Below are 16,831 nucleotides of genomic sequence, written 5' to 3' on the forward strand. Positions count from 1 at the left end.
TGCATTAATGATAAAAAGCAAGTTCCCTGTTTGCTGGACAGAAAATGTCGAAAAACGGACATAACTGGCTGGATTGCGGGCCGATCAATCCTTGCTATCGAAATCCCGCCAATGCGTGAGTTTCCCGTCGAGGCGCCGCCGGTGGTGGCGCGCTCGTTCCACTATGAAGATGGCCAGCGGCAAGAGCCGCATTCGCACGAGCGCATCCAGTTGATGTATTCGCCCACCGGCATCATGCGCGTCATGACCGAGGACGGCGCCTGGCTGCTGGCGCCGATGCGCGCGCTGTGGATTCCGCCCGGCGTGGCGCACGAGGTGCGCATGGTCGGCCAGGTGACGATGCGTTCGGCCTTCATCGCGCCGGACGCCGCGCCCTGGCTTTGGAAAGATACCTGCGCGCTGGACGTGGCGCCGCTGATGCGCGAACTGATCCTGGCGCTGAACCAGCCGGCGGCGCGCCACGGGCCGGTGCAGCGCCTGAGCGCCGAGCTGCTGCTGAACCTGCTGGCCGGCACCGAGCGGCAGCATCGCCAGTTGCCGCTGCCGTTCGACCGGCGCCTGCGCAAGGTCTGCGCCGCCGTGCTGCAATCGCCCGGCAACGACGACACGCTGGAGCAGTGGGGCGAACGGATGGGCGCCAGCGCGCGCACGCTGGCGCGGCGCATGAAAGACGAGACCGGCATGAGCTTTCACAACTGGCGCCTGCAGGTGCGCATCGACGAGGGCATCTGCCGGCTGCTGCAGGGGCAGTCGGTGGTGAGCGTGGCGCGAGCCCTGGGGTATGCCAGCGCCAGCGCCTTCGTCTATATGTTCCGCAATGCGATGGGGGTGTCGCCGACGCGGTATCTGGAGCAGATCGCGGGCGCATGAGCCTCGGGCGGGACGGACGCCGCGTGACCGGCGCGCTCAGGTGGGCGGGCCCGGGTCAGTTGGTGTTGATCCATTCCTGCGTGTCGCGGATGAACCAGGGCAGGTTGAGCCGTTCTCCCTCGCCGGACTGGATGGTCAGGCGCTGGTCCGATGCGCCCGGGGCGCCGGCCGCGCCCTGCGCCTGCGGGGCCGGCCGACTGCGGTATTGCAGGTCGGTCTGCGCGGGCGGCCGGCTCGCGCACGCGGTGATCGACGCGCAGGCGATCACCGCGAGGAGGGGCCGCAGTGTTGAACGTAGGGTATTCATGATTCGGGTTCCTGCTGGCGGCACCGGCCGACGTGCCAGGCAATCAAGGCCGCTTTTCCATACCTTACTCGCAATACGCGCCGGATCACACCGGCTGGTCGTTTCATCGTATTTCCGCGCCGGCGGCGCGCGCGTCCTTGACGGGCCGCGCTAGCCTTCCAGCAACGACAGCGCCTGCCGCGCGATCTCCAGGTCGATGGCGGCGTCGTCGCCGTCGCCCATGAACCACGCCGCCGACAGCCCGCACCAGGCCACCACCCATTGCAGCAGCCGGCGGCGCTCCAGTCCCGACTCTTCCAGCACGATCCCGAGCCTGCGTTCGAAACGGCCCGGCACGATGGCCACCGGCGGCTCCGGGTCGGCCAGGTCGGGGTTGCAGAAGATGTTGGCGTAGTCGAAGGCGCGCTCGCCATGGAGCCGCTTGGGGTCGATCACCAGCCAGCCGCGCGCGCCGAAGTCGAGGATGTTGTCGTGGTGCACGTCGCCGTGCAGCACCACCGGGTCGCGCGGATCGTCCAGCAGCGCGCGGGCGTGGCGCGCGCTGTGCGCCAGGATGCCGCCGCGGGCCCGCGCCATCGGCCACAGTTCGACGAACCATTCCTCCAGCGGCCGCAGCGGCGGCAGCGGCCGGGCGCGCGGCGCGTGCAGTTCGCGCAGCACGCCGCAGAGGATGCGGGTGGCCTCGTCGTCGCGGCCGTTGCGGGCGTATTCGGCGAGCGAACGCGTGCCCATGGCGCGTTCGAGCAGGATCGCGTCGCCCTCGTGCGCCAGCACTTGCGCGGCGCCGTGGCCATCCCACCAGGTCATCAGCACGCCGCCCTGGCGCTCGTCTTCCTCGACCGCGACCTTCAGCATCGCGGGCACGCCGGCCTGGCGCACTGGCAGCAGCCGGGCGGCATGGGTCGTGATGGGAGCGCCGTCGGGCACGAGGTTCCAGCGGGACAGGTAGGGTTCGAACATGGGGCGGACGCGGAGGGCGCCGGATCGTCGGCAACGGAACGGCTACGGTATCAGAGAATGCCGGCCTCCGCGGCCAGCGCCGCCGCCTTGCGCGCCAGCGCCGCGACGCCGAAGCTGGTGGCCAGGGTGTGGCCGTCCAGTTCAGCCAGCGGCACCCAGCGCGCGTCCATCGCATCATCGCCGGCCACCGGCTCGCCGGCCTGCCAGCGGCACAGCATCGCGATCAGGATGTAGTGCCGCCGCAGCGCGCCGGCCTCGTCATGGTCGAACACGTCGACCGCGTCGAAGACTTGCAGCGGCCGCGCGCGCACCCCGCATTCCTCGAACAGTTCGCGCGCGGCGGCATCCTCGAGCCGTTCGCCGGCTTCGATCTTGCCGCCGGGAAAGGCCCAGCGGCCCTGGTCGGGCGGGTTGGCGCGCCGCACCAGCAGCACATGGCCATCGCGCACCACGGCGGCGATGGTGGCGGGGATGGGACGCGAGGCGGGGGTTGTCATGTCGGTTGTCCTTGGGCGTGGGCCGTTGGCGCTGGGCGGGGAGCCCCGCCGTCCACGCCCACTTCGTCGAGGCATTCGAGCGCGTTGGCGGTGGCGGCATCGCGCTGCGATTGGGCCATGAACGTTCCGGCCCGGCTTGATGAATTATGCCTTCCTGCCCGGCTGAACAGGCGTTAGCGCAAATCCCGGTAGTGGCGGCGCGGCCCTTGATGCACACTGTCCCTGCCGCGCCGATTCGAGCGCGATGAATAAAGACAGGGCCCGCGCGGGCCCGTTGGGGAAGCCGCATGGACACGCCGGACCGGCAATTGCGCTATTTCGTGCGCATTGCCGAATTGAAATCGCTTTCGCGCGCCGCCGAGGACCTGGACCAGACCCAGTCCGGCCTGAGCCGCCAGTTGGCGGCGCTGGAGGCCCACGTGGGCAAGCCGCTGTTCGTGCGCACCGGGCGCGGGGTCGAACTGACCGAAGCGGGCGCGCGCCTGCTGGAAGGCATCCAGCCGGCCTACCGCGCCATCGACCAGGCGTTGGAGGCGGTGCGCCAGCGCGAGGGCGTGACGCAGGGATCGGTGCGGCTGGCCACCGTCCACACGCTCAGCTACTACTTCATGGCCGACGTGGTGGCGCAGTTCGTCAGCAGCCGCGAGCACGTCAATCTGTCGGTCATGGGCCGCAGTTCGCCCGAGGTGGTGACGCTGGTGGAAAGCGGCAAGGCCGATATCGGCTTCGTCTACGACGCCGCCGTGGCGTCGGACGCGCTGGCCTCGACGCCGCTGTTCGACGACGATATGTGCCTGATCGTGCGCGACGGCGTCGCGGCCGAGGACGGCGTCGACCTGGGCGCGATGGCGCTGCGGCTGGTGGGCTTTCCCTCGCACTACGCGCTGCGCAAGATGATCCACAGCGCCGGCCTGCAGCCGGAATTCGTGGCCGAGGCCGAGACCATCGACGCCATGCTCAAGCTGGTGTCCTCGGGGGTGGGCGCCTGTATCCTGCCCTCGCGCATCCCGCAAAAGCTGCTGACCGATTACGGACTGCGCCAGGTCGCCATTGGCAGCCCGGTGCTGCGCCGGCGCGTGGTCGCAGTCACGCTGGCGCAACGCGAGCCGCTGCCGCTGGTGCGCGAGCTGCTGGACTGCGCCCGCGGCATCGCGCGGGACTGAGTCCGTCCGGTTGCGTCCGCGGGATCCTCGTTTACCCTCGGGCCGCGCCGTCGTCCCCTGGCGCGGCCGCGTCGAATAGCTGCTATGAGCCCGGCTGCATGGCTCGAGGCGGGGGCGCTTTCCATACTGTGCGGCAAGGCGCGGTATCCGTCCGCGCCATCCCGAACCGCATCAGGAGGCAGCCGCATGGACAACACCCTGCGCGAAAAAGCGTACTTCGACACCCGCGCCACCCAGGAGATGGCGCAGCACCTGCGCGCCGTGCCGCGCAGCATCCAGGAGACCATGGCCTACGCCTGTCGCATCCTGGCGATGACCGAGCAGGAGGCCGGCCTGGCCGGCCAGATCAGCGTGCGTTCGGAGCGCCCCGGCGCCTACTGGACGCTGCGCTTCGGCCTGGGCTTCGACGAGGCCACGCCGGCCGACTTCATCGAGGTCGACCGCGACCTGCACACGCTCACGGGCGAAGGCATGGCCAATCCGGCGACGCGTTTCCACCTGTGGGTCTACGAGGCGCGGCCCGACGTGCAATCCATCATCCACACCCATTCGCCCTGGGCCTCGGCGCTGGCGGCGGCGCGCCAGCCGCTGGTGATCGCGCAGATGGACATGACGCCGCTGCACGACGACTGTGCCTTCCTGGGCGAGTGGCCCGGGGTGCCGATCGCCGACCAGGAGGGCGTCATCATCTCGGGCGCGCTGGGCGCCAAGCGCGCCATCATCCTGGCGCACCACGGCTACCTGACGGCCGGCGCCAGCTGCGAGGAGGCGACCTACCTGTCGGTCTACCTGGAGCGCGCGGCCCGCATGCAGATCCGCGCGCGGGCCTTCGGTCCGCTGACGCCGGTGGACGACGCGCTGGCGCGCGAGGCGCACGACTACCTGCTCAAGCCGTCGATCGTGCGCGCCACCTTCGACTACTGGTGCCGCCAGACCCACGGCATCGCGCCGCTGCCGGCCCGCTGATACCCAGCCGTACCCACAACGATACTTTCAAGGGGAAGTCACGATGATGACGACCAAGACGCCGCGCGCGCGTTCGCGCCGGGACTACGTAACGGCCGGCCTGGCCAGCATGATGGGCACCACCATCGAGTGGTACGACTTTTTTCTCTACGGCACGGCCGCCGCGCTGATCTTCAACAAGATCTTCTTTCCGTCGTTCGATCCGCTGACCGGCACGCTGGCGGCGTTCGCCACCTATTCGGTGGGCTTTTTCGCGCGGCCGCTGGGCGGAGTGATCTTTGGCCACTACGGCGACAAGATCGGCCGCAAATCGATGCTGCTGATCACGCTGCTGCTGATGGGCGTGCCCACCATCCTGATCGGCCTGATTCCCTCCTATGACCAGATCGGCTACTGGGCCGCGGTGTTGCTGGTGCTGATGCGCTTCCTGCAAGGCATTGCCGTGGGCGGCGAGTGGGGCGGGGCGGTACTGATGGCCGTCGAGCACGCGCCCGAGGGCAAGAAGGGCTTTTTCGGCAGCCTGCCCCAAGCCGGCGTGGCGCCGGGCCTGATCCTGTCGTCGCTGGCGATGGGCGCGGTGGCCGGGTTGCCGGAGCAGGACATGCTGTCCTGGGGCTGGCGCCTGCCATTCCTGGCCAGCGTGGTGCTGCTGGCGGTGGGCTGGTTTATTCGCGTCAAGGTGGCCGAGTCGCCCGACTTCGAGCGGATGCGCGAGCAGGGCGCCAAGGTCGAGGTGCCGGTGGCCGAAGTCCTCAAGCATCACCGGCGCGCGCTGTGGACGGTGGTGGGCGCGCGGCTGGCCGAAGTCACGTGGTTCTATACCGTGGTCACGTTTTCGCTGGCCTACGCCACCGGCACGCTGGGCATCCCCCGTTCGGTGATGCTGGACGCCACCATCTGGGGCGCGGCGCTGGCGCTGTTCACCATGCCGCTGTTCGGCATGCTGGGCGACCGCGTCGGCCACAAGTGGGTGTTCATGGCCGGCTCGGTCGGCATCCTGGCGTGCGCGCCGCTGTTCTTCCAGTTGCTGGCCACGGGCCAGACCGGCTGGATCATCGTCGCGGTATGCCTGGCGGTGGGATTGGTCTACGCTTGCCTGTACGGCCCGGAGGGCACGCTGTTCTCCAGCCAGTTCCCGGCCGAGGTGCGCTACACCGGCATTTCGCTGGCGGTGCAGGTGTCGGGAGCGATCGGCGGCGGCCTGGCGCCGATCGTCGCGACCTGGCTGCTGGCGCGCGCCGGCGGCGATCCGAAATACGTGGTGTGGTACCTGAGCGCGCTGGGCGTGGTCGCGGTGTTCAGCGCCTGGCGCATGCGCGGCGACGCGCCGGCGCGGGCCGCGCTGGCCGTGCCTGCCGGCGCGCGGACCTGAGGAAGACATGAAGACCATCGACTATTACTTCTGGATGAATTCCGACTGGGCCTATCTGGGCGCGGACCGGCTGGAGGCCCTGGCGGCGCGCCACCAGGCGCGCATCCGCTACCTGCCGGTGGACCTGCCCGATGTCTACGCACGCACCGGCGGCGTGCTGCTGGGCCAGCGCGCGCCCGAGCGCCAGGCCTACCGGGTGGTCGAGCTGGCGCGCTGGTGCCGCAAGCTGGGCATCCACGTCAATCCGACGCCGGCCTACATGTGCCCGGACGCCGGATTGGCCTCGCGCATCGTGATCGCGGCCGATGCGCGAGGCCTGCCGGTGGCGGGCTTGTACAAGGCCATCCTGGCGGCCGAATGGTGCGAGGACCGGGATATCTCGTCGCCGGACACGCTGCGCGCCATCCTGCGGGAGCAGGGGCTGGACGCCGAGGCGCTGATGGCCGCCGCCGAACAACCGGCGGCGCGTCAGGCCTACCGCGACAATACCGACGCGGCGGTGGCTGCCGGCGTGTTCGGTTCGCCGTCGTACCTCTATCGCGGCGAGCTGTTCTGGGGCCAGGACCGGCTGGAGATGCTGGAAGAGGCGGTCGCCCGGGCGGCCTGAGCCGCCCCGGGGCGACCGATCGTTCACTTCGCCGCCGCCTTCACCAGCGGGCAGGTCGACTTGGACAGCGGCATGAAGGCCTCGTCGCCCGGCAGCGTCGCCACCAGCTTGTAGTAGTCCCAGGGCCGCCTGGATTCGGCCGGGGTCTTGACCTCGAACAGGTACATGTCGTGCACCATGCGGCCGTCCTCGCGGATGCGGCCGTTGGCGGCGAAGAAGTCATTGATCGGCATGGCCTTCATCTGCTTCATCACCGCGTCCGGGGCATCGGTGCCGGCCGCCTGCACCGCCTTCAGGTAGTGCATCACCGAGGAATAGGTGCCGGCCTGGCTCATGTTGGGCATTTTCTTGAGCTTGTCGTAGTAGCGCTGCGACCAGGCGCGGGTCTGGTCATTCATGTCCCAGTAGAAGGCCTCGGTCAGCATCAGGCCGGCGGCCGCGTCCAGGCCGATGGCGTGGATGTCGTTGATGTACAGCAGCAGGCCGGCCATCTTCTGGCCGCTTTGCGTCAGGCCGAATTCGCGCGCCGCCTTGATGGCGTTGACCGTGTCGCCGCCGGCATTGGCCAGGCCGACCACCTGGGCGCGGCTGGCCTGCGCCTGCAGGAGGTACGAGGCGAAGTCGCTGGTGCCGATGGGGTGGCGCGCGGCGCCCAGCACCGTGCCGCCGCGGGCCTTGACGACCTCTGTGGCCGAGGCCTGCAGGGTGTGGCCGAATGCATAGTCGGCGGTCAGGAAGTACCAGCTCTTGCCGCCGCGGTCGACGGTGGCGCGGGCGGTGGTGTTGGCCAGCGACCAGGTGTCGTAGGTGTAGTGCACCGAATAGGGCGAACACAGGTCGTTGGTGATGCGTTCGGTGCCGGGGCCGCTGAAGACCACGATCTTCTTCTTCTCGCGCGCCACTTCCAGCACCGCCAGCGCCGGAGCCGAGCCGGCCACGTCCATGATGGCGTCGACTCTTTGCGTGTCGTACCACTCGCGGGCGCGGGCGGCGGCGATATCGGCCTTGTTCTGGTGGTCCGCCACCAGCAGGTCGATCTTCTTGCCCAGCACGGTGCCGCCGAAGTCGTCGATGGCCATCTGCGCGGCGGTGGCGCTGCCCTTGCCGGTCACGTCGGCGTAGATGCCGCTCATGTCCAGGATCAGGCCGAGACGAACCGTGTCGTCGGAGATGGCGGCGGGCGCGGCCTGCGCCAGGGCCGCGCTGCTGAGCAGCAGGCTGGCGCCGCAGGCGGCGGCCGCGGCCGCCAGGGGTTTGGCCAGCGGGATGCGGGTTGTCGGGTTGCTGCGTTGCTGCGAAATCCGGGGCATGGGGGTCATGGTTGTCTCCATTTATGGTTATGCCGGATGCTTGCGGGTACTGCGGCGCTTGGCTGGAGGGCGGCGCTTTTATAGTGGGATGATCGGATGGCGGGCGGGCAAAGCCGGGGTGCCCTCCGCGGCCGCCTGGCGTGTCTGGCCTGGTTCCTCTCGATGCGATGCGGCCTAGCGCTGGCTCAACAGGTCGAACTCCATGCGCACCTTGCGGAAGGGAAACTCCAATCGCGCGAAATACACCACGCGGCCGTCGATGCAGGCGTAGCGGCGCAGCTCGGCCACGGGCGAGGACACCGGGATGCGCAGCGATTCGGCCGATTCCTGGCCGGCCTCGGTCACGTTGAGCACCTGGCGCGCCTCGCTGATGCGGGCGCCGTAGAACTGGTCCAGCACCGGCGCCACGGTGCTTTTCTGGATGCGGGCGCGGTGCTTGCGGAACAGGCTGCTTTCCAAAAATACCTCGCTGTAGCAGAACGGCCCGGCCTCGGTGGTGTGCACGCGCCGCAGGTACTGGAAACGGCCGCCGCGGTCCGCCGCGCACGGCATGCCCAGGGTGTCGGGCAGCGGCGAGTCGGCGCTCGACTCCACCAGCGATACCGTGCCGAGCTGGTTGCTCAGTTCGACGGTTTCGGCCCAGGTCTTGGGAATCAGCAGCGTTGGCGTCTCGGGCAGGTCGGCGTTGACGAAGGTGCCGGAGCCGCGCGAGCGCCGGATCAGGCCGTCCTGTTCCAGTTGGCCGAGGGCCTGGCGGATGGTGGCGCGCGAGATGCCGTAGGTTTCCATCAGCGCTTCCAGCGGCGGGATCTGCTGGCCCGGCCGCCAGGTGCGGTTCTGGATATGGCTGCGAAACAGCGCCGCGGCCTGCAGGTAGAGCGGTTGGGGGCTGTGCGAGAAAAGCGGGCGCGCGGGCATGGTCGGATCGGTCAGGAGGTGGCGGGGGCGGCGAGCAGGGCGTCGGCCATCTCGCGCAGCCGGTGTTTCTGGATTTTGACCGAATTGGCGCTTTCCACCGAGGGGAACGCGTCCAGCACCGTGAAACCGGCCGGCACCTTGAAGCCGGCCATGGCCTGTTTGCAGGCCGCCGTCCAACCGGGCGCATCGGCGCTGGCGCCGTCCCGCAGCAGCACGAAGGCGTAGGGCACGGTCTTGCCGTCGCGGGTCGCGCCGACCACCTGGCAGGCGCGCACGCCGGGCAGCGACTCCACCATCTGCTCGATCTCGACCGGGTTCACCAGGAAGCCGGACAGGCGCAGCGAGTCGCCCATGCGGGTCTGGAACACGAACTGGCGCGGGTTCAGGGTGTAGCCCAGGTCGCCGGTCCGGAAGTAGCCGTCGTCGGTGCAGGCGCGGGCGGTGGCCTCGGGGTTGTCGAGGTAGCCGCGCATCAGGCTGGGCGACAGGATTTCCAGCTCGCCCGATTCGCCGTGCGGCAGCACCTGGCCGCTGGCCGGGTCGCGCGCCCGCACGCGGGCCTCGGGATAGATCAGCGTGCCGCCAGGCTGGTGGCGCGCGGCCACATCGCCCTCGGCAGGGTCGCGCGGCTGGCCGGCGACCAGGGCGATCAGTTCGCTTGACCCATACAGCCCGGTCAGCGGCACGCCGGCCTCGCGCGCCAGATCCAGCATGTGGTCCAGCGCCGGCGTGAAGCTGGCGAAGCCGAACAGCCGCGCCGAGGCGAATGCGCCTGGCGCGGCCGCGCGCATCATGGCGACCAGCGCTTCGTTGTTGGCGTAGGTGTGGGTGACCCGGTGGCGCCGGATCGCGGCGGCCGACTCGGCCGCGTCGAACACCGGCGCGCACACCACCGGCACGCCGTGCGCCAGCCCGCCCGCCAGCGTGGCGAAGCCGAACGCGCCGCAGAATGGCGCGCTGGCCAGCACGCGGCTGTGCTCGTCGTAGCCGAACGCCTGCGCCACGGTGGCGCCATGGCGCAGCAGCGTGTGCTGGTCGTGCAGCACGAACTTCGGTTGCGAGGTGGTGCCGGACGTGGTGAAGCACAGCACGCCCGCGTCGGGCTGGGGCGGCGGGGGCGTGTCGGCGCAGGCGCGCAGCTCGGCATAGCGGTGCACCGGCTTGCCGCGCAGCGCTGCGGCGATGGGCTCGTCCGTCTCGGACACGGCGACGATGCCTTGCAGCCGCGCCAGCGACTCGGGCGCGACGCCGTCCAGGATGCCCTGGAAGTCGATGCCCTTGAAGCCGGGCCAGAACACCAGCCAGTCGGCGCCGCCGCGGCCCAGGATGTCGGCCAGTTCCCGCGCGCGAAAGCGGGTGTTGACCGCCAGCATCAGCGCGCCCAGGTGGGCGCAGGCCAGGAAGGTCTCGACCCACGCGGCGCAGTTGGGCAGCCATACCGCCACGCGCTGGCCGGGCCGCACGCCGATGCGCGCCAGGCCGGCGGCCAGGGCGCGGCTGCGCGCGCGCAGGTCGGCGTGGCTGATGGCCTGGTCGCGGTCGATCAGGGCAGGGCGGTCGGGGTGGTGCGCGGCCAGCGCGTCGAGGTGCCGCGAAAACAGGGCGGGGAGCGACGTCATGGGCCTACACCGTGGCGATGGGGGTCACGGGCGAGCCCACGGCGCCCGGCAGGCGCAGCGGCGGCGCGGTCAGCAGGAAGCGGGTGCGGCCCTGCGCGTGCAGCCAGTCGGCCAGCGCCTTCAGGTACCACAGCTCGGCCAGCGGCACGCCCAGCTTGAACAGGCAGTGATGATGCAGCGGCAGGATCGAATGGCCGGGGCCGGCGGTGCGGGCCGGATAGGCCTCCACCGCGTAGTTGTCGGCGCAGATCGCCGCGATGCCGCTGTCGGTGATCCATTCCAGCAGCGCCGGATCGGCGCCGTCCAGCACCGCGCCGGTCTGCTCCAGGCGGTGCGGGTCGGGCTGGCCGTCCATCTCCACCAGTGTCTCGGCGAAACCGGTGCGCAGCACCAGCATGTCGCCCGGCTCGACCACCACGCGCTGCTCGCGCATCGCCGCCTGTAGCTGGGTATGGCCCACCAGGGTGCGGCCGGGGCCGAAGGCGCGCGCCAGGTCGACCAGCACGCCGCGGCCCTGCATGCCTTTCTCGGCGTAGCGGTTGATGCCGAGCTTGCGCGCGTACGAGCCGCCCGGCGGGCAGCAGGCGTCGGGTGCGGCATCATCGCCGCCGAACACGTCCACGCCCGCGGCATAACCGTTGTAGTAGACGCGGCGGGCCTGGCCGTCGCCCTGGATGTCGAACTGCGCGCCGACGTGGCACAGGCCGTCCCACTGGGTCGAGTATTGCAGGCTGAGCGTGACCTGGTCATCCGACAGCACGTCCACGGCCTCGGGCTGCAGGCGCGCCATGGCGAAGTTCAGGTAGGGCGTGCCGTCGCGGAAGGTCGGCTTGAGCTGCGGTGGATGGCGGCGCGGGTTGAGCACGTTGCCGCCGGGCAGGTCCAGCGGCAGCGACAGGCAGAAGACCTTGCCAGCCCGCACTTCGCGCACCGCTTGCAGCACTTTCTCTTCGGTCAGCAGGTTCAGGCGGCCGATCTCGTCGTCCGGCCCGAAGTCGCCCCAGGTCGATCCCTCGGGACGGCGCGTCCAGCGTTTCATGGTCTGTCTCCAATGGGTTTTTCGTGTTCTTGTGAATATAGTACGTATTTACGTACTATAGGAAGTGTCCGCATCCCGCGGACGCCCATCGACAGCATCCGCCCCCAGGCGGAGCCAGAAGAAATCCGCCCCGAGCGGATTCGCGAGGAGACAGATCCATGACGCATTCCCTGCACAGGCGCGCCGGGCGGCGCGCGCTGGCCGCGGCGGCGCTGGCCGTGCTGGCCGCGGCCCCGATCCCTGCGGTCCAGGCGGCCGGTTATCCGGAGCATCCCGTCACCGTGGTCGTGCCGTATCCGCCGGGCGGCGGCGCCGATATTTTTGGCCGCGCCATCGCCAATGCGCTGCAGCCGGCGCTCAAGCAGACCGTGCTGGTCGAGAACAAGCCGGGCGCGGGCGGCAACATCGGCATGGCCTACGTGGCGCGCGCCAAGGCTGACGGCTACACCCTGGGCCTGGGCACCATCGGCACCCAGACCATCAACCAGTTCCTCTACAGCAACATGACGTTCGATCCCGAGCGCGACCTGGTGCCGATCGCGCTGGTGTCGACCACGCCCAACGTCATTGCCGTCAGCGCCAAGTCGCCCTACAGGACGGTGGCCGACGTGATCCAGGCGGCGCGCCAGTCCAGGGACAGGAAGCTGACCTACGCCTCGCCGGGCGTGGGGTCGTCGGTGCACCTGACCGGCGCTTATTTCGAGGCCATGGCTGGCGTGACGATGCTGCACGTGCCGTTCAAGGGCACCTCGGCGTCGCTGCCGGCGGTGGCCGGCGGCCAGGTCGACCTGCTGTTCGACAACCTGCCCGGCGCGCTGGCGCAGATCAAGGACGGCAACCTGGTGCGCGGCGTGGCGGTCACGTCGGCCGCGCGCGATCCGTCGCTGCCGGACCTGCCGACCGTGGCCGAGTCCGGCCTGTCAGGTTTCGACGTGACGGCGTGGTTCGCGCTGTACGCGCCGCGCGGCACGCCCGAGCCGGTGGTGCGGCAACTGATCGAGGCGGCGCGCAGCGGCCTGGCCACGCCCGCCATCGCCACCAATTTCGCTACCATGGGCGCCCGGCCCGGCACGCTGTTCGGCGCGGATCTGGCCGCGTTCGAGCGCCAGGAGCGCGCCAAGTGGGGCGGCCTCATCAAGGACAAGGGAATCAGCGCGCAATGACAACCCCCATCGCATTGGTCACCGGCGGCAGCCGGGGCATCGGCCGCGCCATCGTCGCGCGCCTGTTGCAGGACGGCTTCGAGGTCGTCAATTTCAGCCGCCGGCCGCCGGAATCGGCGTTGCCCGGCGAGCGCTTCCAGTCGGTGGACCTGGGCGACGCCGCCGCCACGGCCGCGGCGGCCTCCGCGCTGGCGGCGGCGCGGCCGGTGCTGCACCTGGTCAACAACGCCGGCATGATCCAGGTCGCCGACATCGAGGCCGTGACCCAGGATGAACTGGCGCGCATGGTGGCCGTGAACCTGACCGCGCCGCTGCTGTTGATGCAGGCGCTGCTGCCCGGCATGCGCCAGGCCGGCTACGGCCGGGTCGTCAACATCGGCAGCCGCGCCGGCCTGGGCAAGCCGGGCCGCACGGTCTACGGCGCCACCAAGTCCGGCCTGGTGGGCATGACGCGCACCTGGGCGCTGGAGCTGGGCAAGGCCGGCATCACGGTGAACACCGTGGCGCCCGGGCCGATCGCCACCGAGCTGTTCGACCAGTCCAACCCGCCGGGCGACCCCAGGACCGTGGCGCTGGAAGCCGCCATTCCGGTCGGCCGCATCGGCCGGCCCGAGGACGTGGCGCACGCCGTGTCCTCGTTCCTGGACCGGCGCGCCGGTTTCATGACCGGGCAGGTGCTGTACGTCTGCGGCGGCATGTCGGTGGGGCTGGCGGGGTAGGACCGCCACGGGGAGCCGGGGGCGGCTCGGGCAGGCGGCGCCGCGTCAGTCGCGCGGGTCCAGCGGCCAGCGGAAGGCCGGCGTGATCTCCACTTGCAGCCCCGCGCCGGCCAGTACCCCGTGCAGCCGGATGACTTCCAGCGCCAGGACGTTCTCGGCCACCGGCAGGTCCTGGGCGATCAGCTCGCGCGCCCGCTTGACGCCGATGCCCAGCGCCACCGCCAGGCGGGCGATGGCGCTGGCCGTGGCCAGGGCGCCGGGCCGCGCCCGCAGCGTGTAAGGCGTGCGGTCCATGATCGGGTGGTTCGGATTGGTGGTCGCCACCATCCAGCCGCAGCCGCTACAGCGCGCGATCAGGCTCAGCCCCTGTTCGCTGATGACCTGGGGCTGGCCGCATTCGGGACAGGGGGAGGCGGGCGGGGTCATGGCGTGCGTGGGGCGGCCCGGAACACATGGCGCGGCCCGCTGTCGGAGGTCCGGCCCGCGGCGCGCAGCGCGCCGTCCCGTTCGCGCCGCAACTGGCGCAGCACCTCGCTCGGCGTCACGCCGAAATGCGCCGCGAATTTGCGCTGGAAGGTGCGCCGCGACATGTGGCAGGCATCGGCCATGTCGTCCACCGACCAGCGCGCCGACAGGCTTGCCTCGATCTTCTCGACCAGGTCGCGGAACGGCGCGGCCACGCGATCCTGCAGCCGCAGCGTCTGGCTGTATTGGCGCTGGTCGCCGTTGCGGCGCATGAACACCACCAGGCGGCGCGCCACGTCCTGCGAAACCTGCGCCCCGACGTCGCGCTCTATCAGGGCCAGCGCCAGGTCGATGCCGGCGGTGACGCCGGCCGAGGTCCAGACGACGCCGCTTTCGATGAAGATGCGGTCGTCTTCCACCCGCAGGCCCGGATACAGTTGGCGCAGCCGGTCGGCCGAGCGCCAGTGGGTGGTGACGCGGCGGCCGTGCAGCAGGCCGGCGGCGGCCAGCAGGAAGGCCCCGGTGCAGACGCTGCAGGTGCGGCGCGCCTGCGGGCCGCGGCGGCGCAGCCAGGCCAGTGTCTCGCCATGGGCGCTGGCCTGATCGATGCCGGGGCCGCCCGGCACGAACAGCATGTCGATCGGCGCGTCGTCGTCCTCGGCGAAGGTGGCGTCGACCTGCATGCGCAGGCCCTGGTCCCAGGTGGCGACCACCGGCGCCGCCGCGACGGTGCTCAACTGATAGCCCGCGCCGCCTTCCTCGTTGGCGCCGCTGAAGGCCTGCCACGGGCCGGCCAGGTCGAGCGGCTGGAAACCGTCGTAGAGCAGGAAGACGATGCGTTTTGGCGCGATCTTGGGGGTATTTGGCGCACGCGCGCCGGCGCCTGGGGCTACGCTGGCGGTTCCGTTCTGCGAAGGAGCATCGTCGTGCATGTAAATATTCTCTTGTTCGAAGGGCTGACCCAGCTCGATATGACCGGGCCATACGAGGTGCTCGCCGCCGCGCCCGGGTTCAGCGTCGATTTTGTCGCAAAAACGCCCGATCCGGTACGCAGCGACCGCGGCCTGCGTTTCGTGCCGACCCAGACCCTGGCGTCGGCGCCGCCCTGCGATCTGCTGGTGGTGCCCGGCGGGCCGGGCACGGATGATGCCATCCTCGACCCGGACTGGGTAGCCTTCACGCGCCGGCAGGCGTTGGGCGCGCGCTACGTCTTCGGCATCTGCACCGGTTCGCTGCTGCTGGGCGCGGCCGGCCTGCTGCGCGGCAAGCGCGCCTCCAGCCATTGGCGGGCGCGCGAACTGCTGGCGCATTTCGGCGCCGTGCCGACCGATGCGCGGTTGTGCGTGGACGGCAACGTTTTCACCGCCGGCGGCGTCACCTCGGGCATCGACATGGCCTTGAAAGTGGTGGCCACGCTGTGCGGCGACGATGTCGCCAAGCTGATCCAGCTTCAGATCGAATACGACCCGCAGCCGCCATTTCCCGGCGGCACGCCCAGGACCTCGGAACCGGCCATCGTGCAGCGCTACCTGTCGCAGTCGCAGGCGCGTTTCGAACAGCGCAGCGCCAAGGTGCGGCAGGCGGCGCTCAATGTCCCAGGTGGTCCAGCGGCAGCGGACTCTGCGGCTTGACGGTCTGGATCGCGAAGTTGCTGCGGATGTCCTTGACGCCGGGCAGCTTGAGCAGCGTGCCGAGCAGGAAGCGTTCATAGGCGCGCAGGTCGGGCAGCACCACCTGGAGCAGGAAGTCGGATTCGCCTGACACCAAATGGGCCGCCACCACTTCGGGCAGGGCGCAGACTTCCTTGCGGAACTGCTCGGCGTCGCGCTCGTGGTGGCGCTCGACCTTGACGCCGACGAATACGGTCAGGCCCAGCCCGACCTCGTCCGGCGCCAGCCGGGCCTCGTAGCCCTGGATCACGCCGGCCTCTTCCATCAGCCGTACCCGCCGCAGGCAGGGGGAAGGCGACAGGCCGATCTGTTCGGCCAGCTCGACGTTGGTGAGGCGGCCGTTGTGCTGCAGGGCCTCGAGAATGCGCCGATCATAGGCGTCCAATTGGCGTTTTGGCATGAAATTTGGATTAGGCAGGATTGATTGGTTCAGTATGCCAATCATGTTATCCAGGTTGGTATGAATAGCAAGCACATGCCGATGCCTTTTCCCTAGAATGATCGCCATTTCCCGCAGCACGGAGCGTGGCGCATCATGGCCGATATGGCGTTGTTTCTTGGGGCACTGTTGATTGTCTATGTGGTGCCCGGGCCGGACATGATCCTGCTGCTCGAGACCGGCGCCCTGCGCGGGCGCGGCCAGGCGCTGGCGGTGGCCGGGGGGCTGGCGGTCGCCCGCGCCGCTCACGTGACGCTGGCGGCGCTGGGGCTGGCGGCGCTGTTCAAGGCCCATCCCTGGGCTTTCGACGCGGCGCGCACCGTGGGCGGTTGCTATCTGATCTGGCTGGGCGCGCGATTGCTGCGCGCCGGGCCGCTCTCTTATGGCGTGGCGCACGCGGCGCAGGCGGCCGCGCACGGGCCGGGCCTGGGCGCGGCGTTTTTCAGCGGCGTGCTGACCAACTTCCTCAATCCCAAGGCATTGCTGTTCTGCTCGGTCCTGCTGCCGCAATTCATCTCGCCGGCGCAAGGGCCGATCGGCCGGCAGTTCGCCCTGCTGGGCGTGATCCTGGTGAGCCTGGGCCTGGCGTTCGACGTATTGTGCGCGCTGGCTGGCGGCGCGCTGGGGCGCTGGATGGCGGCCCATCCGCGCGTGCAGAAATGGCAGGGCGCCGCGTTTGGCGGCGCCCTGATCGCTTTCGGCCTGCGGTTGACGCTGAGCCGCTGAGCGGGCCGACACATGCTTGAC

19 protein-coding genes are annotated in these 16,831 nt (G+C 70.1%); 9 read left to right on the forward strand and 10 right to left on the reverse strand.

Annotation, left to right across the window (positions count from 1 at the left end):
* Positions 1 to 111 precede the first annotated feature (111 nt).
* On the forward strand, positions 112 to 870 hold the full coding sequence (locus tag AAID08_RS10740) for a helix-turn-helix domain-containing protein (protein ID WP_144655124.1): 759 nt from the start codon (positions 112 to 114) through the stop codon (positions 868 to 870).
* Between the two features lie 55 nt (positions 871 to 925).
* On the opposite strand, the gene AAID08_RS10745 is transcribed toward AAID08_RS10740, so the two are convergent.
* From AAID08_RS10745 to AAID08_RS10755, 3 genes are all read right to left on the reverse strand, one after another.
* A complete protein-coding gene (locus AAID08_RS10745; RefSeq protein ID WP_054504054.1) occupies positions 926 to 1,177 on the reverse strand; it encodes a hypothetical protein in 252 nt (83 codons plus the stop codon).
* A 150-nt stretch (positions 1,178 to 1,327) separates the two neighbouring features.
* A complete protein-coding gene (locus AAID08_RS10750; protein ID WP_064527985.1) occupies positions 1,328 to 2,137 on the reverse strand; it encodes an aminoglycoside phosphotransferase family protein in 810 nt (269 codons plus the stop codon).
* Positions 2,138 to 2,187: 50 nt separating this feature from the next.
* The gene (locus AAID08_RS10755; RefSeq protein ID WP_064527988.1) at positions 2,188 to 2,634 is read right to left on the reverse strand and encodes an NUDIX hydrolase; all 447 of its coding nucleotides are present in this window, start codon (positions 2,632 to 2,634) and stop codon (positions 2,188 to 2,190) included.
* A gap of 287 nt (positions 2,635 to 2,921) precedes the next feature.
* Between AAID08_RS10755 and AAID08_RS10760 the strand changes: the two genes are divergently transcribed.
* The 4 genes from AAID08_RS10760 (at position 2,922) to AAID08_RS10775 (ending at position 6,742) form a co-directional block, all read left to right on the forward strand.
* Positions 2,922 to 3,797 (forward strand): LysR family transcriptional regulator, encoded by an 876-nt coding sequence (locus AAID08_RS10760; protein WP_116793354.1) that lies wholly within the window; start codon positions 2,922 to 2,924, stop codon positions 3,795 to 3,797.
* Between the two features lie 186 nt (positions 3,798 to 3,983).
* The gene (locus tag AAID08_RS10765) at positions 3,984 to 4,763 is read left to right on the forward strand and encodes an aldolase (protein WP_395757630.1); all 780 of its coding nucleotides are present in this window, start codon (positions 3,984 to 3,986) and stop codon (positions 4,761 to 4,763) included.
* 43 nt (positions 4,764 to 4,806) lie between these two features.
* Complete coding sequence (locus AAID08_RS10770) at positions 4,807 to 6,135, forward strand: MFS transporter (protein WP_175168113.1); 1,329 nt, start codon at positions 4,807 to 4,809, stop codon at positions 6,133 to 6,135.
* A gap of 7 nt (positions 6,136 to 6,142) precedes the next feature.
* Positions 6,143 to 6,742, forward strand: a complete 600-nt coding sequence (locus AAID08_RS10775; RefSeq protein ID WP_175168114.1) for a 2-hydroxychromene-2-carboxylate isomerase — start codon at positions 6,143 to 6,145, stop codon at positions 6,740 to 6,742.
* A 23-nt stretch (positions 6,743 to 6,765) separates the two neighbouring features.
* On the opposite strand, the gene AAID08_RS10780 is transcribed toward AAID08_RS10775, so the two are convergent.
* The 4 genes from AAID08_RS10780 to AAID08_RS10795 form a co-directional block, all read right to left on the reverse strand.
* A complete protein-coding gene (locus AAID08_RS10780) occupies positions 6,766 to 8,052 on the reverse strand; it encodes an ABC transporter substrate-binding protein (RefSeq protein ID WP_372414669.1) in 1,287 nt (428 codons plus the stop codon).
* A 174-nt stretch (positions 8,053 to 8,226) separates the two neighbouring features.
* Complete coding sequence (locus AAID08_RS10785; RefSeq protein ID WP_064527991.1) at positions 8,227 to 8,970, reverse strand: GntR family transcriptional regulator; 744 nt, start codon at positions 8,968 to 8,970, stop codon at positions 8,227 to 8,229.
* Between the two features lie 11 nt (positions 8,971 to 8,981).
* Positions 8,982 to 10,589 (reverse strand): AMP-binding protein, encoded by a 1,608-nt coding sequence (locus AAID08_RS10790; RefSeq protein WP_175168116.1) that lies wholly within the window; start codon positions 10,587 to 10,589, stop codon positions 8,982 to 8,984.
* Positions 10,590 to 10,593: 4 nt separating this feature from the next.
* Complete coding sequence (locus AAID08_RS10795; protein WP_054504061.1) at positions 10,594 to 11,628, reverse strand: cyclase family protein; 1,035 nt, start codon at positions 11,626 to 11,628, stop codon at positions 10,594 to 10,596.
* A 158-nt stretch (positions 11,629 to 11,786) separates the two neighbouring features.
* Between AAID08_RS10795 and AAID08_RS10800 the strand changes: the two genes are divergently transcribed.
* The gene (locus AAID08_RS10800) at positions 11,787 to 12,791 is read left to right on the forward strand and encodes a tripartite tricarboxylate transporter substrate binding protein (protein ID WP_116793350.1); all 1,005 of its coding nucleotides are present in this window, start codon (positions 11,787 to 11,789) and stop codon (positions 12,789 to 12,791) included.
* Positions 12,788 to 13,510, forward strand: coding sequence for an SDR family NAD(P)-dependent oxidoreductase (locus tag AAID08_RS10805; RefSeq protein ID WP_116793349.1), 723 nt, complete (start codon positions 12,788 to 12,790; stop codon positions 13,508 to 13,510). Before AAID08_RS10800 ends, AAID08_RS10805 begins: the two co-directional genes overlap by 4 nt.
* Positions 13,511 to 13,555: 45 nt before the next feature.
* Here AAID08_RS10805 and AAID08_RS10810 read toward each other — a convergent pair whose 3' ends face one another.
* Entirely contained in the window at positions 13,556 to 13,936 is a 381-nt protein-coding gene (locus AAID08_RS10810) for a hypothetical protein (RefSeq protein WP_054504064.1), read from the reverse strand.
* A complete protein-coding gene (locus AAID08_RS10815) occupies positions 13,933 to 14,907 on the reverse strand; it encodes a GlxA family transcriptional regulator (RefSeq protein WP_082401991.1) in 975 nt (324 codons plus the stop codon). The genes AAID08_RS10810 and AAID08_RS10815 overlap by 4 nt, the downstream gene beginning before the upstream one ends.
* On the opposite strand from AAID08_RS10815, the gene AAID08_RS10820 reads away from it, so the two are divergent.
* Positions 14,902 to 15,606, forward strand: a complete 705-nt coding sequence (locus AAID08_RS10820) for a DJ-1/PfpI family protein (RefSeq protein ID WP_395757631.1) — start codon at positions 14,902 to 14,904, stop codon at positions 15,604 to 15,606. The two genes, AAID08_RS10815 and AAID08_RS10820, sit on opposite strands and share 6 nt — an antisense overlap.
* Here AAID08_RS10820 and AAID08_RS10825 read toward each other — a convergent pair.
* Positions 15,563 to 16,045: an Lrp/AsnC family transcriptional regulator gene (locus AAID08_RS10825; RefSeq protein WP_054504066.1), complete on the reverse strand. Its 483-nt coding sequence runs from the start codon at positions 16,043 to 16,045 to the stop codon at positions 15,563 to 15,565. The genes AAID08_RS10820 and AAID08_RS10825 overlap by 44 nt on opposite strands.
* 135 nt (positions 16,046 to 16,180) lie before the next feature.
* Here AAID08_RS10825 and AAID08_RS10830 point away from each other — a divergent pair, with 135 nt between their 5' ends.
* Positions 16,181 to 16,810 carry a LysE family translocator gene (locus AAID08_RS10830; RefSeq protein ID WP_054504067.1) on the forward strand — a complete coding sequence of 210 codons (630 nt, stop codon included), beginning with the start codon at positions 16,181 to 16,183 and terminating at the stop codon, positions 16,808 to 16,810.
* Positions 16,811 to 16,831 lie beyond the last annotated feature (21 nt).

The organism is Achromobacter sp. EB05, from assembly GCF_044232075.1.
GTDB lineage: Bacteria > Pseudomonadota > Gammaproteobacteria > Burkholderiales > Burkholderiaceae_B > Achromobacter > Achromobacter dolens.